This window comes from Rhodococcus sp. BH4 (genome assembly GCF_002079265.1).
GTDB classification, from domain to species: domain Bacteria; phylum Actinomycetota; class Actinomycetes; order Mycobacteriales; family Mycobacteriaceae; genus Rhodococcus_F; species Rhodococcus_F qingshengii.
In genome coordinates, this window is record NZ_CP014941.1 from 365,889 (window position 1) to 382,491 (window position 16,603).

At 61.7% G+C, this 16,603-nt stretch carries 14 protein-coding genes; 12 read left to right on the forward strand and 2 right to left on the reverse strand.

All coding sequences use genetic code 11. The features are described 5' to 3' along the window. Positions 1-121: 121 nt before the first annotated feature. The 5 genes from A0W34_RS01760 to A0W34_RS01780 all read left to right on the forward strand — a co-directional run bounded on the left by A0W34_RS01760 (position 122) and on the right by A0W34_RS01780 (position 7,767). Positions 122-751: a TetR/AcrR family transcriptional regulator gene (locus A0W34_RS01760; RefSeq protein ID WP_081557229.1), complete on the forward strand. Its 630-nt coding sequence runs from the start codon at positions 122-124 to the stop codon at positions 749-751. Between the two features lie 71 nt (positions 752-822). Continuing rightward, positions 823-3,177 (forward strand): MMPL family transporter, encoded by a 2,355-nt coding sequence (locus A0W34_RS01765; protein WP_081557230.1) that lies wholly within the window; start codon positions 823-825, stop codon positions 3,175-3,177. Positions 3,178-3,291: 114 nt separating this feature from the next. Next, positions 3,292-5,025, forward strand: a complete 1,734-nt coding sequence (locus A0W34_RS01770; RefSeq protein WP_081557231.1) for an ABC transporter ATP-binding protein — start codon at positions 3,292-3,294, stop codon at positions 5,023-5,025. After that, on the forward strand, positions 5,022-6,953 hold the full coding sequence (locus A0W34_RS01775) for an ABC transporter ATP-binding protein (protein WP_007731644.1): 1,932 nt from the start codon (positions 5,022-5,024) through the stop codon (positions 6,951-6,953). Before A0W34_RS01770 ends, A0W34_RS01775 begins: the two co-directional genes overlap by 4 nt. Before the next feature lie 70 nt (positions 6,954-7,023). Then, entirely contained in the window at positions 7,024-7,767 is a 744-nt protein-coding gene (locus A0W34_RS01780; RefSeq protein ID WP_007731643.1) for an IclR family transcriptional regulator, read from the forward strand. Positions 7,768-7,772: 5 nt separating this feature from the next. Here the strand turns inward: A0W34_RS01780 and A0W34_RS01785 are convergent, their stop codons facing one another. Continuing rightward, complete coding sequence (locus tag A0W34_RS01785; protein ID WP_081557232.1) at positions 7,773-8,954, reverse strand: multidrug effflux MFS transporter; 1,182 nt, start codon at positions 8,952-8,954, stop codon at positions 7,773-7,775. A gap of 7 nt (positions 8,955-8,961) precedes the next feature. Continuing rightward, complete coding sequence (locus tag A0W34_RS01790; protein ID WP_007731641.1) at positions 8,962-9,813, reverse strand: alpha/beta fold hydrolase; 852 nt, start codon at positions 9,811-9,813, stop codon at positions 8,962-8,964. Positions 9,814-9,914: 101 nt separating this feature from the next. On the opposite strand from A0W34_RS01790, the gene A0W34_RS01795 reads away from it, so the two are divergent. The 7 genes from A0W34_RS01795 (at position 9,915) to A0W34_RS01825 (ending at position 16,557) form a co-directional block, all read left to right on the forward strand. Continuing rightward, a complete protein-coding gene (locus tag A0W34_RS01795) occupies positions 9,915-10,400 on the forward strand; it encodes an FAS1-like dehydratase domain-containing protein (protein WP_064073558.1) in 486 nt (161 codons plus the stop codon). Continuing rightward, on the forward strand, positions 10,397-10,795 hold the full coding sequence (locus A0W34_RS01800) for a hypothetical protein (protein WP_021332874.1): 399 nt from the start codon (positions 10,397-10,399) through the stop codon (positions 10,793-10,795). The genes A0W34_RS01795 and A0W34_RS01800 overlap by 4 nt, the downstream gene beginning before the upstream one ends. Positions 10,796-10,876: 81 nt before the next feature. Then, entirely contained in the window at positions 10,877-12,166 is a 1,290-nt protein-coding gene (locus A0W34_RS01805) for an aromatic ring-hydroxylating oxygenase subunit alpha (protein WP_081557233.1), read from the forward strand. A 122-nt stretch (positions 12,167-12,288) separates the two neighbouring features. After that, positions 12,289-13,632 (forward strand): M20 family metallopeptidase, encoded by a 1,344-nt coding sequence (locus A0W34_RS01810; RefSeq protein ID WP_007731632.1) that lies wholly within the window; start codon positions 12,289-12,291, stop codon positions 13,630-13,632. Further along, a complete protein-coding gene (locus A0W34_RS01815; protein WP_007731630.1) occupies positions 13,632-14,588 on the forward strand; it encodes a 3-(2,3-dihydroxyphenyl)propionate dioxygenase in 957 nt (318 codons plus the stop codon). Before A0W34_RS01810 ends, A0W34_RS01815 begins: the two co-directional genes overlap by 1 nt. A gap of 30 nt (positions 14,589-14,618) precedes the next feature. Beyond that, complete coding sequence (locus tag A0W34_RS01820; RefSeq protein ID WP_019746500.1) at positions 14,619-15,491, forward strand: alpha/beta fold hydrolase; 873 nt, start codon at positions 14,619-14,621, stop codon at positions 15,489-15,491. 109 nt (positions 15,492-15,600) lie between these two features. Next, a complete protein-coding gene (locus A0W34_RS01825) occupies positions 15,601-16,557 on the forward strand; it encodes an NAD(P)-dependent oxidoreductase (RefSeq protein WP_019746501.1) in 957 nt (318 codons plus the stop codon). Positions 16,558-16,603: the final 46 nt, after the last annotated feature.

Consider the following 16,603-nt stretch of genomic DNA (forward strand, 5'->3'; position numbering starts at 1 on the left):
CAGGCATTTGCCGTGCGTGAGTGTGAGGTACGCCTCGAGTTTCCGTGCCGTGTGTTCGATCGCACAATATTGCAGACCTCTGCAAAGTTGCAGAGCTCTGCAAGTTCGGTACCGTGTTGGGGTGATCATCGAACAAGGCCTTCGTGACCGCAAGAAGGCAGCAACCCGTGCCGCACTCAGCGGCGCGGCAGCACGGCTCGCTCGTGCGCTGGGGATCGAATGCGTCACCGCTGACGCAATCGCCTCCGAGGCCGGAGTGTCGACGAGGACGTTCCACAACTACTTCTCCAGCAAGGAGGAGGCAGTGCTCGCCAGTTTCGAGGAATCGGTGACTTTGTGGATCGAGGCGCTTGCGTCACGGCCCGCGGACGAACCAATTCTCGACGTCCTCGAAGAACTTGTGGTCGAAATCGTGAACGACTCAGGTCCGAGTGGGAGTGAGAAGGCAAGTATCTGGCTGCTGTCGGATTCGAGTCCCGCGCTCTACCGGGATGCCGCAGACATGCATCAGCGGATCAACCGTGCAGTCGTTCAGGCATTGGCGGAACGCACCGGTACCGACGCCGAGAAGGACCTGTACCCGACGCTCCTCCTGGGAGCGGTGGGCGGAGCCGCGAAATCGGTGATCGACGTCTGGACTGGCGGAAAGTCGGAGGCTTCCAGTCCGGAAGAGTTGGTTCACGACGCTTTTCGGCAGATTCGTGCCGGGCTGCCCGCGCCGCCGCCTACCCCTGAGATGTCGCGTCCCTGAGATGTCTCGTCTCTGAGCCCCACACGTAATACCTGTCCACGTACACGCACCGAAACAGCAAGGAGCCCGTCGTGGCCACCTATCTTTATCGGATCGGCAAGTTCGCCTACCGGCGAAAAGGCGCGGTCCTCAGCGTTTGGCTGATAATCCTGGTCCTGATGGGCGTCGGGGCAGCGACTCTGTCCGGCCCCACCAAGGATTCGTTCTCCATTCCGGGAACCCCGGCGCAGCAGGCACAAGACCTGATGGCGGAGCGTTTTCCCGACGCGCCCAATCCTATGGATTCGCTGAGCGCACGATACGTAGTGCAAGCTCCGGCAGGCACGACGCTGGCCGATCCGGCGAACGTCAAGGCCATGGACGACATGCTCGCGAGTATTCGTGGCATCGACAAGGTCGCCGACTCTGCCAAGGTGGACCCGGCGACTGCCACTCCGGAACAGGCCGCGAAGGCGTTGGTCAATCCGGTTACCGGCAACGACTCCATGGTTGCGATGTTCAAGGAAAAGGCTGCTGCGGCTGGAACTTCCGAGACACAGGCCGTGGACGACGCGCGTGCGTTGTCGCCGCTCAGTGCCGACGACACAGTCGGGTACGTCGAGGTTCCGTTCAGCGGTGACTTCGCCGATCTCGATCAGGCATTGCGTGATTCGATCAACTCCGCAGCCGATGTCGGTCGGGCCGAGGGACTCAACGTCCAGGTCAGTGGTTCTGCTGCTCAGGAAGCGGAGATGCCCGGTGGTGTCACCGAGCTGATCGGTATCGCCGTTGCCGCAGTCGTTCTGGCCATCACGTTCGGTTCGCTTGTGGCCGCGGGGCTTCCGCTCCTCACCGCGATCATCGGTATCGCTATCGGCAGCCTCGGAATCACGGTTGCCACCGGATTCATGGATCTCAGTTCGATGACTCCGACGTTGGCGATCATGATCGGTCTGGCCGTGGCGATCGACTACTCGCTGTTCATCATGTCCAGGTTCAGGCATGAGCTCACCCTTACCGACAACCGTGCCGAAGCAGCAGGTCGCGCCGTCGGAACCGCCGGTTCCGCAGTGGTATTCGCTGGTTTGACGGTCATCATCGCGCTGGTTGCATTGCGCGTCGTCGGCATCCCGTTCCTCTCCGATATGGGTGCGGCAGCGGCCTTTACCGTGCTGATCGCGGTTCTGATCGCCTTGACCTTGCTGCCTGCGATCCTGGGTATGTTCGGACGCAAGGCTTTTGCCGGCAAGATTCCCTTCCTCAGCAAGCGCGCTGAGGAGTCCGAAGACGAAGATTCGGGCAAGCCGAAGTTGGCTCTGCGCTTCATCAGTGCCGTCGTCCGTCGTCCGCTCGTGCCGCTGATCGGTGGAGTAGTGCTTCTGGGCGCATTGGCTCTGCCCGCAACGGGATTGAGCCTGGCACTGCCGTCGGAGGCCACCGGTGACCCGGCGACCAGTGCGCGTCAGGCATACGACCTGATCGACGAGGGCTTCGGTGACGGTCGCAACGGACCGCTTATCGCCGTTGTCGACGCGAAGGGGGCCAGCGTTCCCGCCGGGGAGGCCTTTGCGGAGGTCGTCTCGACCATCTCGGGCTTCGATGACGTCCAGAACGCACAGGTCGTCGGGGTCAACGAGGCCGGCGACACCGCGCAGGTACTGATCACTCCGAAGAGTGGTCCGACCGACCCCGCCACGATGGATCTGGTGTCCAGCCTTCGTGGAGCCGAAGGCGGACTCAACGATTCGATCGGCGTCAGCTACGGCATCACCGGTCAGACCGCACTCGAAGGCGACGTTTCGGACACGCTGAAGGATGCATTGGTGCCCTACCTGGCCGTCGTCGTCGGCCTTGCATTCATCTTGTTGCTCTTGGTGTTCCGTTCGATCCTGGTTCCGCTGACGGCGACGCTCGGCTTCCTGCTCAGCGTGCTCGCGACCTTCGGTGCGACGGTGGCGATCTTCCAGCACGGTTGGTTGGGCATCATCTCGAACCCGCAACCACTCGTGAGTTTCATGCCGATCTTCCTGATCGGTGTGGTGTTCGGACTCGCGATGGACTACCAGGTGTTCCTCGTGACGCGTATGCGTGAGGAGTACGTCCACGGCGCGAGCGCGAAGGAGGCCGTGACCATCGGCTTCAACCATGGCGCCCGGGTCGTCAGTGCGGCCGCGGTCATCATGATCTCCGTGTTCGGTGCCTTCATCGCGGAACCGAACTCGTTCATCAAGTCGATCGGCTTCGCGCTTGCCGCGGCGGTGTTCTTCGACGCCTTCATCGTGCGCATGGTGATCATCCCGTCCGTCATGGCACTGCTCGGCGACAAGGCGTGGTGGTTGCCGAAGTGGCTGGACAAGATTCTGCCGAACGTCGACATCGAGGGTGAGAAGCTCAGCAAGGCCCTCCGTGAAGAAAAGGAAGCGGAGCTTCAGTCCGCATCTGCTTGATCTCTGCTGTGCGCCTTTATTAACCCCCCGCGGTTAATAAAGGCGCACAGCAGTTTTTGTGTATCGAAATATCCAGCGGCACATGTCGGCCAGGATTGGTAACCTTCGCTCACTATGCTGATCAGGCTGCTGCGCACTTATCTGACGCCGTACCGGGGTGAACTCACGGGCGTTGTCGTCCTGCAGTTTATTTCGACTATGGCGGCCCTTTACCTTCCGAGTCTCAACGCCGACATCATCGACAACGGCGTGACGAAAGGCGACACCGGCTACATCCTCTCCACCGGCGGGATGATGCTGATGGTCACGCTCACGCAGATCCTGTGCTCGGTGGGTGCCGTCTTCTTCGGTGCGCGAGTCGCCATGGGCGTCGGACGCGATCTCCGGGCTTCGGTGCTGCATCAGGTCGGGACGTTTTCGGCCCGAGAGGTCGGGCACTTCGGTGCGCCTTCGCTGATCACCCGCAACACCAACGACGTCCAGCAAGTGCAGATGATGGTCGTGATGAGTTGCACCATCCTCGTCATGGCGCCGATCATGTGCGTCGGCGGCATCATCATGGCTCTGCGTCAGGACCTGAATCTGTCCTGGATCCTGGGGATCAGCGTCCCGCTTCTCGTAGTCTCGATGGGTTTCCTGATTGCCCGGATGGTCCCCGGATTCAGGGTCATGCAGGGCCGCCTCGACGCCGTCAACCGTGTTCTTCGCGAACAGATCACGGGCATCCGTGTCGTCCGAGCGTTTGTACGGGAACCGTACGAGGTAGAGCGTTTCGGCGATGCCAACCGTGAGCTGGCGGAGACTGCACTCGGCGTCGGCCGCCTCATGGCACTGATGTTCCCGCTCGTGATGCTGATCAGCAATGTCACCAGCGTCGCGGTCATCTGGTTCGGTGGCCATCAGATCAACGAGGGCTCGATGCAGATCGGCTCGCTCACCGCGATGCTCAGCTACATCATGCAGATCCTGATGGCCGTCATGATGGCCACCTTCATGGCGGTGATGCTGCCGCGTGCGTCGGTGTGCGCCGAACGTATCTCCGAGGTGCTCGACACGGATTCGTCGGTGATTCCGCCCGAGAATCCGGTCCGAGAACTGAAAGACCCGGGAGTCGTCGAACTTCGTGGCGCTCAGTTCCAGTTCCCCGGAGCCGAGGAACCTGTATTGCGCGACATCACGTTCCGTGCCGAACCCGGCAAGACGACGGCGATCATCGGCGGCACCGGATCGGGAAAGACCACTCTGCTCAACCTGATTCCGCGATTGATCGACTCTACTTCCGGATCGGTATCGGTGGGAGGAGTCGACGTCCGCGACATCGACACGGAGTTGCTCTGCTCGGTGATCGGTCTGGTCCCGCAGAAGCCGTATCTGTTCTCGGGTACCGTCGCCACCAATCTCCGCTACGGAAACCCCGAAGCTACCGACGAATGGCTGTGGGAGTGCCTCGAGATCGCCCAAGCTGCCGACTTCGTTCGCGCCATGCCCGAAGGCCTGGACACACCGGTGGCACAAGGCGGTACGACGGTATCGGGCGGCCAGCGTCAGAGACTCGCCATCGCCAGAGCGTTGGTGCGTAAGCCACAGATCTATCTGTTCGACGATTCCTTCTCGGCACTCGACCTCACTACTGATGCGAGGCTGCGTGCGGCGCTCCGGCCGGTCACGCAAGACGCCTGCATCGTCGTTGTCGCGCAGCGTATTTCCACCATCGTGGAAGCCGATCAGATCATCGTGCTCGACGACGGCGCCATCGTGGGGATCGGCACGCACGACGAACTCGTGGTCAGTTGTCCCACCTACGGCGAAATCGTCGCCTCTCAGCTAGCCGTACAGGACGCATCATGAGCAATCGACCGACTTCCTCGCCTCCCATCGGCCCGCCCGGCGGCGGCGATCCCACAAAGAAGGCCATGAACTTCGGCCCTTCGCTCAAACGTCTCCTCGGTCGCTTGAGCCCCGACAAGCCGATCGTCGTCCTGATCTTCGCTTTGGTGACGGCAAGCGTCGTACTTTCCTCGATCGCGCCGAAGATCCTGGGAAACGCCACCAACCTGATCTTCGACGGCATCGTCAGCAAGCAACTCCAGCCGGGCACTACAAAGGAACAGGCTGTCGAGGGATTGCGTGCCTCGGGGCAAGGTCAGCTCGCGGACATGGTGTCCGGCATGGCCGTTGTGCCCGGAACCGGAATCGATTTCGACGCCGTCGGCAAGGTCTTGATGATCGTGCTGCTGCTGTTCGTCTGTGCGTCGCTGTTCAGTTGGTTGCAGGCGTATCTGCTCAACATCGTGGTGCAGCGGACCGTTCGCCGGTTGCGTGAGGATGTCGAGCAGAAGATTCACCGACTTCCCTTGCGGTACTTCGATACCCATGCCCGCGGTGATGTTCTCTCGCGTGTGACCAATGACATCGACAACGTCGCGCAGAGCTTGCAGCAGACGCTCAGCCAGTTGGTCATGTCGGTGATGACCGTCCTGGGCATTCTGGTGATGATGCTGTGGATCTCACCGTTGCTCGCCTTGATCGCGGTGGCAACTGTTCCGCTGTCGATCATGGTCACAGCGTTCATCGCGAAGCGTTCACAGAAGCACTTCGTGGCGCAGTGGAAGAGCACCGGCGGAATCAACGCACAGGTCGAGGAAGCGTTCAGCGGCCACGAGTTGGTCAAGGTGTTCGGCCGCCAGCAGGAGGTCGAGGAGCGCTTCCGCAAGCAGAACGAGGATCTGTACGAGTCCAGCTTCAAGGCGCAGTTCATTTCCGGTCTGGTCATGCCGGCCGTGATGTTCCTGGGCAACCTCAACTACGTCGCCATCGCAGTGGTGGGTGGCATGCGCGTCGCATCCGGAACGATGACGCTCGGCGATGTGCAAGCGTTCATCCAGTACTCGCGGCAGTTCACCCAGCCGCTCACGCAGATAGCGTCGATGACCAATCTGCTGCAGTCCGGCGTCGCTTCGGCCGAGCGGGTCTTCGCGCTGCTCGACCAAGACGAGCAGTCGGAGGACCCGAAGAGCGCGAAGTCGCCCACGGTCGACAAGGGTCGCGTCAAGTTCGAGAACGTCACCTTCAGTTACAAGCCGGAACAGCCGCTGATCGAGGACCTGTCCCTGACTGCCGAGCCGGGCCAGATGGTTGCGATCGTCGGACCCACCGGCGCAGGCAAGACCACCCTCGTCAACCTCATCCTGCGGTTCTACGAACTCAATTCGGGCCGAATCACTTTGGACGGCATCGACATCGCCGACATGACGCGAGACGATCTGCGCTCACGGATCGGCATGGTTCTGCAGGACGCATGGCTGTTCGGTGGAACCATCCGCGAGAACATCGCCTACGGCAAGCCTGGTGCCACCGACGAGGAGATTCGTCGTGCGGCCGAGATGAGCTACGTCGACAAGTTCGTGCACTCTCTGCCTGAGGGTTACGACACGGTCATCGACGAGGAAGGCAGCAACGTCAGTGCGGGCGAGAAGCAGCTCATCACCATCGCCCGCGCCTTCATCTCGCAGCCGTCCATCCTGATCCTCGACGAGGCGACCAGTTCGGTGGACACGCGCACCGAACTGCTGGTCCAGAGCGCCACCGCGGTTCTGCGCAACGACCGCACCAGCTTTGTCATCGCGCACCGTCTTTCGACAATTCGTGATGCGAACCTGATCGTGGTGATGGAGGAAGGCCGGATCGTGGAGCAGGGGAGCCATGAGGCTCTGCTCGAATCCCGCGGCGCGTACTTCCGTCTGTACAACAGCCAATTCGTGGGCGCGGAGATCTGATGCCTCAGTAGACTGGAGCAGACTTGGTCCGCTGGGTGGACCACATTCTGTGTACTGGAGGCGCTCGGCGATGCATTCGTTGCTGGGGAAAGCGCGCCTGATACTCGATTCCTTCGATGCGGATTCGGGTGCGCTGTCGCTGACCGAACTTGCGAATCGGAGTGGTGTTGCGAAGGCGACGGTGCATCGAATAGCCGGTGAACTGGTGTCTCTTGGTCTACTGGAACGGGTCGGAACCAAGTACAGGTTGGGGTTACGGCTCTTCGAACTGGGGCAGTTGGTTCCTCGTCAACGTATTCTGCGCGAGGTGTCCTTGACGTATGTGCAGGATCTTCACGCGGCGACCCGGGAGACGGTTCACCTCGCGATTCGCGACGGCCTCGATGTTCTGTACATCGACAAGATCTCCGGTCATCACGGGGTGGACCTGCCGTCGCGGGTGGCTGGCCGGCTGCCGATGTATGCCACGGCAACCGGCAAAGCGATACTCGCGTACTCACCGGATTCCGTTTTTCGAGCGGTGACAGGCAACGGATTTGTCGAGTTCACCGATCGGACGGTGAACTCGGAAGACGGGTTACGTAGGCAACTCGACGCTGTTCGTTCGCAGCAGTTGGCGGTCGAGACCGAAGAGGTTCGCCTGGGAACATCGAGTATCGCTGCCCCGATCTTCGGTGGACTTGGTGAAGCAGTTGCCGCGATCGGTGTGTCGAGTCCGCGGTATCGAATGGACACCGAGCGTTTTGCCGAACCGTTGCGCGCGGCGGCCGAAGGGATCAGCCGGAAGGTATCGGTTCTCGAACGCTCGGCATAACCGTTTTATCGACGCACGCAGAGCAGCGCGATCACGCCGAGAACCGAAGCCCCGGTCATGGAGATGGCCACGGCAAGACTGGTGTTGCCGAGAAGGCCGACGATGGGCGCAACCACAGCGGCAGCGCCGAACTGCGCAAATCCGATCAGCGCGGCTGCTGAGCCTGCGGCTTCTCCGTGACGGGACAGTGCAACCGCCGGTGCGTTGGGCATGACAAAACCCGTTGCGCAGAGCATCAGCAGGATGGGGACGGCAAACCCGACGAATCCCCACGAGTCGGTGGCGGCAACAACAACAAATGCAGCGCCGACGGCACTACTGCCCCACATTGCCCAGATCGTGATGGAATTCGGCGACCACCGGCCGAGAAGCACGACGTTGAGCTGGGACGAACCGATCAGAACGACGGCGCCGCCGGCAAAGGCAAATCCGTATGCGGTGGCGCTCAGTCCGAACTGTTCCTGCATCACGTAGGACGACGCGGCGATGTACGACCACAAAACGCCGCGGCCGAGACCGCACACGAGCACCAACACCATGAAGTGGGCATCCTTGCCGAGCGCAATGTAGTTTCGCGCGATGGCGCCGATGCCCTTGCCCGACCGATTCTCGGGTGGAAGTGTTTCCGGCAGCGATACTGCCGCGAGTGCGATCATCGCGATGCCCAGGATGAAGAGAGCGAGAAAGACTCCGCGCCAATGTGTTACGGACATCAGTGCCCCGCCGATGGAGGGGGCCAGGATGGGCGCTACGCCCATGACCAACATCAGCCGCGAAAGTACAACTGCCGCATCGTGTCCGGTGAATAGATCACGAACGATTGCCATCGCGATCACGCCTGTCGCGGCGGCGCCGAAACCTTGAAGGGTTCGCAGCGCAGTGAGGACTTCGATGGACGGAGCAAAGAAGCAGGCCAACGACGCGCCGACGTGAATTACTGTGCCCACGAGCAGGGGACGTCGACGTCCGTAGATGTCGGACAGTGGGCCGATGAGCAACTGGCCGAAAGCCAGACCCAGCAGTGTGCCCGTCAGGGTCAGCTGAACCATCGTGTCCGACGTGCCGAATTCCTGCGTGATCTGTGGCAGCGCAGGAAGATACATGTCGACGGTGAACGGCCCGAGGGCGGTGAGAATTCCGAGAAGCAGTACCAATCGGATCCGTGCACCGCCCGTCGGGGCGATCACCGTTCGTTCAGTTGTGCTGTTGGTCAAGGAAACCCGAAACTACACTGTAGTAGTCGTATGGTCGTTCTTCCTGAAGATGATGCGACGCCTTGTCCATGATGTAGAGATGGCCATGGGGAATCATCCGCGCAAGCATGAGCGGGTAGTCCGGGGTGAGGAATGCGTCGTGCATGCCCCAGGCGAAGAGCGTCGGCGCCTGGATCTGGCCGAGTTCAGCTGTGAGATCCTGCCAATCGCCACGAGGTGAGTCCGCCGAGGCAGCCAGGGCCATTTCTTCGGGGTCGAGACTTTGCTCGTATCGCATCTGGAGGGTTTCGGCGGGCAACTTCGATCCGTCGAACCATTCGAGACTGGTGATCAAGGTGCGGAGTTTTTCGAGGGTGGGGCCGGTGCCGCCGTAGTAGACGTCGCGGGCGTTGCGGCCACGACGGCCATCCTCGGGGAGCGGCGCGAGTGGACCGTAGAAGACGGGCATGCTGCCCGTGATCACCAGGGAGCGAACGCGTTCCGGGTACTTTGCCGCAAGATTGAGCGCTATGGTGCCGCCCCACGAGTTGCAGACGAAGTCTGCGCGTTCGATTCCGAGTTCGTCGAGCAGGGCAACCACCTTGGCGGCGTGGAAGTCCCACATTGGGCCGGCGATGGTGCACTTGTCGGACCGACCGTATTGCAGCAGATCAACGAGAATCGCTCGTCGATCCGAGGCGAAGAGCGGTGCCACCGGCCCGAAGTCGGACCACGCAGTGCAGCCGGGGCCGCCTCCGTGCAGGAAAATCGTGGGGTCGCCCTCGCCGAGGTCGTAGTAATGGAATGTGACGCCATCTGCTTTGGCGTACAAGCTCTTCGGTTGATCAGCCATGGCTATACCTGACCTCGAGGTGAGCGGTATGGGAAGTATCGCGGTCCGGCAGGCGAACCCGGTTCGTGGCTGTGAGACTTCCGAATGCCTAGCGTGCTGGCATGAGAACAGAACTCGAGCACGCGCGTGATCGCGCGGAGGCGATGATCGGTACGGGGGAAACGCGAGAGTTGGGAACGGTGCGTCCGGCGGAGTCGGTTGCGTTTGCGGTTGCCACCGCCGAGACGGACCCCCGGTTTCTCGACCCGGAGCACCCGGCATTTGCCGTCCATCCGATGTATCTGCCTTCGCTTTTGCGAGGACCGCAAGGTGGCTCCGATCGAGAGTACCGAGCAGACGGCATGTTCCGTGACGAAGTGCCGGGCACAGACGGTATCGACGTGCGCTTGATGGCCGGCGGGCAGAGTGTGACTTTCTTGCGACCGGCCCCGCTGGGTGAGGCTGTCGTCGTAGGGCGAGTACTCGATACCGTGACGACCAAGGGCCGGGCTCCGGACGAGTTTCTGCTGCTCTCGGTCACCAAGACTTACCGGGGTGCGCAGTCCGGCGCATTTGCCGAGGTCGTCGAGAAGTTCATCGTCCGATGACCGAAACAGTAGTCGTGGGCACGCCGATCGAATCGGTGACCTTGGTCTGCGATCCGGTTCGGATCCTTCGATTCGGGGCGTCGACGCACAATTCGCACCGTATTCACTACGACGCCTCCTATGCGCAGACGGAGGGGTTGTCCGCACCGGTGGTCATGGCCCAGTTGCAGGGCACGCTGTTCTTTCGTGCCGCGTCACACTTTGCCGGTGGATACGAAGGAGTTGTGTCCGTCTCCTGGCAGAATCGTGCGCCCGCGCCCGTCGGAACCACACTCGAGGTGTCGGGTGAAGTGTCCCAAATCGACAGTGACCAACTAACTTTGGCATTGCGGGAGCATTCGGACAATGGCGTGCTGTGTGCCGTCGGAACCGCTGTGGTGGTCCGGGTCTGCTGAGCGAACCGAATCCATTGGCGTAGATCGCAATCTCACCCAAGATCTGTTTCATTCAAACGTTCAGTGTCGAGAGGACTTCACATGACTGGTGTCGAGGCGTCGGAAGCCACGTTCGCGCTGCCCGAGCGGCCACGAGCGGCCGGTCGGCAGGATTGGACGGCATGGCCGGGTTACAACGCAGCCGGCAGCGGATACCGCGGTTACTGGTACCCGGTCACGTGGTCGAACCACATCACCAAAGACCCCAAGAGCTTCACCATCTGTGGTGAAAAGCTGGCGATCATCCGCGACGCAGGCAAGGCATATGCCCTGCACGATCGGTGCCCGCACCGCGGCGTTCCGTTGTCCGAGGGCGATCAGCAGTTCCCGGGAACTGTCAGCTGCCCGTACCACGGCTGGACGTACCGGCTCACTGACGGCAAGCTGGCCGCGGTCATCACCGACGGTCCGGATTCCAAGATCTGCGGCAAGCTGAACGTCCAGACCTATGCGATCGAGGAGCGACTCGGTCTGGTGTGGGTGTACATCCCGATCGCCAACGAGCCGGCGCCGTCCATCGACGACCAGTTGCCGCGTGAGCTGGTGGAGAACAAGGGTATCGTCGGTGGTCGGATTCAGCCCCGAGAAGGCAACTGGCGCTTCGCATGTGAGAACGGTTTCGACGAGGGACATGCGAAGTACCTGCACCGCACCGCATTGTGGCGTCTGTTCAAGCCGATGCCGACGTGGAACATCACGAGCATCGTTCCGGAGGGACGCTGGATCTACCGCGTGCAGGAAGCGGTGTACTGGGAGGCGGAATTCCCGGGCGTGGGAACCTGGACGAACAAGCGGTGGTGGAAGAAGAAGCCGGACGAGACCCAGATTTCGCAGATCGGAAACGTCGGCGCCGGTCTGGACGTCAATCCTGTGATCGCAGCTCAGAATTTCCCCGGTTTTGCTTCACTGTCCATGCCGGGTGTCCTGCGCATCGCGTACCCCAAGTTCATTCACTACGAGTTCTACGTCCCGGTGGACGAAGACAACCACAAGTACGTCGGCCTCATGGTCAACTTCGTCTCCGGCGCAGCAAAATTGGGCTTCTACGCCAAGTACCTCGGCGCGATCCGCTGGCTGTTCCACGGTCAGTTCTCGGGTCAGGATGCGTGGATGGTCGAGGTCACCGACGCACCGCCGGAGAAGCTGTACCGACCGGACGTGTCGCTGACGACGTGGCGAAATCTGGCAGAGGAAGAGTACGCCGAGAAGATCGCCGACGCGGCCAAGCACACCCCCAAGGCGCCGGTCAGGCCCACCCGAGAGCGCCGGACGCCAACGCCCCGCTCGGCCCCTGTCGCCGACGCTCAGATTCCCACCGGCACCAGCGAATAGGAGAGATACATGTTCAAGATTCTGACGGCTGTCGCTATCGGTGCCGCTGTTGCAGTGGCAGTTCCCAAGCTGTGGCAGCTGGCCGGCGAGCGCAGCAATACTCAGGTACATCAGGTCAATCCATGACCACTGCGAGGGCCGATGCTCTCGCAGGCCTAGGCGACGAGCGCCGGGAATGGGTCGAGCGAGCCTACGCCCATGTCGATCGTGCGCGATTGCGGGATCTCGCCACTTCGGTGGTCAACATTCCCAGTCCGACGGGTGACGAAGCACCGCTGGCCCGCCACATCACGGCGGTCCTGGCAGCGTCGGGCATCGAGGCCCACACAATGGATCTCGATGATCGGCAGGCGAACTCGTGGGGAAGGCTCCGCGGTGACGGGTCCGGACCGGACCTGTTGCTGTATGCGCCGATCGACACCGTCACGACCGGCGATCCGGCGGAAGACCTGCCGTGGGTGGGAAATGAGCTGCGAGCGGATCTGACGCCGCACGCCCAGTTCGACGAGAACTACGTGATCGGATTGGGTGCGTCGAACCCCAAAGGCCACGCCGTCTGCATTGTCGCGGCGGCCGAAGCAATTGCCGCAGCCGGTATTCCGCTCCGCGGTGACCTGGTGCTCGGATTCGGCGCCGGTGGTATGCCGACCAATGCCCGCCCCGGTGTCGGAAACCCCCGACGCAACACCGGCCAGGGCGTCGGCTGCTCGTTCCTCCTGGAACAGGGAGTGTGGGCGGACTGCGCGTTGATCGCCAAGCCCGGCTGGACGGTTTCCTGGGAAGAAGTGGGACTGGCCTGGTTCGAGATCACGGTGCACGGTCTGCACACCTACGTCGGCTCGCGCCACCGGTTGCCGTACCGCAACGCGATTACCGCAGCCGGCGAGGTGGTCGCCAAGTTGGAGGAATGGTTCCCGAAGTACTCGGCGGCGCATCAGGACGGTTTGGTTGCGCCTCAGGGGATCGTTGCCAACATCCGCGGCGGGTGGGAGCGAACAGCGTCGTTCACCCCCGAGCAGGTGCGCCTTACCGTTGATCTACGGCTCAGCCCGCGGACGACGCCCACCGCGGCCAAGCGCGAACTCAAAGCCGTCGTTGCGGAGATCGCACAATCGCTGGATCTGCAGATCGACGTCGAACAGGTTCTTGCCATCCCCGGTGAGGGTTCCGACCCTCGAATGTGGTTGCGCCGCGCCGCAGTCCACGCGTGGGAAGCTGCCGAAGGAGAGCCGCATCAGGACTTCTTCGACGCGAGTGGAGCCACCGACGCAAACATCCTGCGCAGCCGCGGCATCCCGACGATTCGGGTGGGTATGCCCAAGGTGGTCGACGCACCGTTCGAGGTGGACTTCGCGATGGGGATGAACACTGTGGACCTGGCTGCGGCGGAGAGATTTACGAAGTATCTGATCCGAGTGGCCCTCGACACCGTCACCCGCTCGCTCGAGGAAGTAGGAATCGACTGATGGCGAAGATAGTTCTGGGTATCGGTGCCTCCCACAGCACCTTGATGAACACCCATTGGGAAGAGACGACGCACAAGGCGGAGGCCGAACGCTTCCGGGACGCGCTGTATCTGAGCCGGGAGAAGATCGCGGCGTCGAAACCCGATGTTGTCTTGATTCTCGGCTCCAACCACTTTCGCGGTTTCTGGCTGGATCTGATTCCGGCGTTCACTCTCGGCGTCGGAGAGTGCATTTCCAGTGGCGAGTCAGGAACACCCAAGGGGCCGCAACGGGTCGACGTGGAGTTCGCCAGGCACCTTGCAAACGAGCTGATCGAAGGTGGCCGGTTCGATCTTGCCTACTCGGCGCGATTGCAGATCGATCATGGTCAGTCTCACGCGATTCAGTACCTTCTCGACGGAATCGATGTTCCGATAGTTCCGTTGGTGGTCAACGTATTCGCGCCGCCCCTCCCGACGTTCAAGCGATGTGAGGAAGTGGCGAAGGCCCTGCGGGATGCCGTTGCGTCGTATCCGGCGGATACCCGGGTCGTGGTGATCGCGTCCGGTGGATTGTCTCATCGTCTGCCCTGGCCGGACTGGCGGGATCCGCACGGTGAGGACGAGGATTTCATGGTTCAAGCCTGGCTGGACGGCCGGGAGAACTGGTCCGACTACGACGTCCGGCGACGCCAGATCATCCGCGCAGCCGATGCCGCGATCACTCCGGAGTTCGATGACCGAATTCTTGATCTGTTTGCCAGCGGCAAGGCAAGTGAGCTTGCCGAGTTCACGACGCAGCAGATCGAAGACGAGGCGGGCAACGGTGCGCAGGAGTTGCGGACCTGGCTCATGATGGCCGCGATGCTCGACTACGTTCCGGGTGAACGCCTTGCCTACGAAGCGATTCCCGAGTGGCTCACCGGTATGGGTGTCACGATTCTCGATCCAGCTGGAACAGACAGCGCAACAACATAATCTGCACCTTCAGTAAAGGAAGTTTCTCTGATGACAATCTGGAACGAACTTGCCGGGCTCGATTTCGAGTTGACGACCGTCGACGCCGGCGGTGTGCCCACGCGCTCTCTGCAGGCAGGATCCGGTGACGAGGCCGTGATCTTCCTGCACGGCACCAGCGGACACCTCGAGGCATTTGCACGCAATATTGCACCGCACGCCGAGTCTTACCGGGTTCACGCGATCGACATGCTCGGCCATGGTTACACCGGCAAGCCTGACTACCCGTACGAGATTCCGCGCTACGTCGAGCATTTGGTGAACTACCTCGACGCGGTCGGACTGGACCGTGTGCACTTGGTGGGTGAAAGCCTCGGTGGTTGGGTCGCTGCCTACCTGGCCAGCGAGCAGCCCGAACGTGTTCTGTCGCTGCAGTTGCTGGCAGCAGGCGGAACAGTCGCGAACCCGGTAGTCATGGAGCGCATCAAGACGTCGACCGCGAAGGCCGTCCAGAGTGACGACATCGAATTGACCCGCGCACGTATGCAGTTGCTCATGCATGATCCCGCCGATGCAACCGAGGAATTGGTTCAGGCTCGTCACCGGATCTACCATCAGCCTGACTTTGTCGCCAACATCCACAACCTCCTTTCCTTGCAGGAGATGGAGGTTCGCCAGCGGAACCTGCTGCGCCCGGATCGAATGGCACTCATCAAGGCGCCGACTCTTGTGGTCTGGGGTCAGGAAAATCCGTTCGGTGATGTTCCGGAAGCGAAGAAGATGGCCGAGGATATTCCGGGCGCTCAGCTCGAACTCTACTCGGAGTGCGGTCACTGGCCGCAGCACGAGCAGGCAGCGAAGTACAACCCGCTGAGCCTCGAGTTCTTGGCAAAGGCATCAGCCAGCGCGAAGGCAGCTATCTGAGAAGTTCCTGCCAAATATGCTGCTGCGTAATGGAGCCGGTCTCTCGATTGGGAGGCCGGCTTCCGCGTTTTCGAAGGTACAGTCATCGTCTTACAGCGAAGGAGTTCTCGTGAAGAAAGTACTTCTGCTGACGGCCGACGCCGACAACGGACTCGGTACCGCAATCCGTGACGCCGTCAGGGGTGAGGCGGAGGTAGTTCGATTACCTGAGCGCACCACGGGGGCGCTCCGTGCGGAGTTGCCGACATGCGACGTCGTGGTGGGGGACTGGAGTGGTGATCTGCCACTGGGCAAGGAGGAAGCAGAGCTCGGCCGGAATGTGCTCCTCGTCCAACAGCCTGGTGCCGGAACCAATTTCATCGATGCCGAAGCCTGGCGCGCCGCCGGAGTTCCGGTGGCGAATACTCCCGGTGCAAACGCGAACTCGGTTGCGGAGTGGGCAGTGCTCGCGGCAGGTGTGTTGTGCCGCTCCATGTTCTGGGCGCACAACGAGGTTACCGATGGTCGATGGCCACAGGAATCCATCCTGACGCGCGATTGCCGCGATCTGGCGCAGCGCCGGGTCGGCGTCGTAGGTGTTGGTTCGATCGGCCGCCGGTGTGCAGAATTGTTTGCCGCCTTCGGTTGCGACGTCTACGTCACCGCGCGTTCGAGACCGCGTGACACTGTGGCTGCGACGTTTGTGTCACTCGACGAGTTACTGCCTCTCGCGGATGTCCTGGTGCTGGCCGTCCCGCTTACGGAATCAACTCGGGGACTGATCAATTCCCATCGAGTTGCGCAGTTGCCCACCGGAGCGATCGTGGTCAATGTGGCGCGCGGCGCTGTCGTCGACGACGCGGCATTGGCGCGTGCCTTGCGTTCCAGGCATGTCGGCGGCGCTGCCCTCGATGTGTTCGACGTTGAACCACTACCGATTTCGAGCCCGCTCCGTGGATTCGATTCGACCCTCCTGAGCCCGCACGTCGCCGGCGGCAGCGCCGGAGCGCGTGCGTCGATCTATTCGATGACGGCGCAGAATGTCGCCAGTGCGCTGCGCTCGCAGACAATTCGGTGGACATTGTGATCGAGGGCCGTGTTACCGAAGTATTTCGGTCCGCACGTTCCTCCAG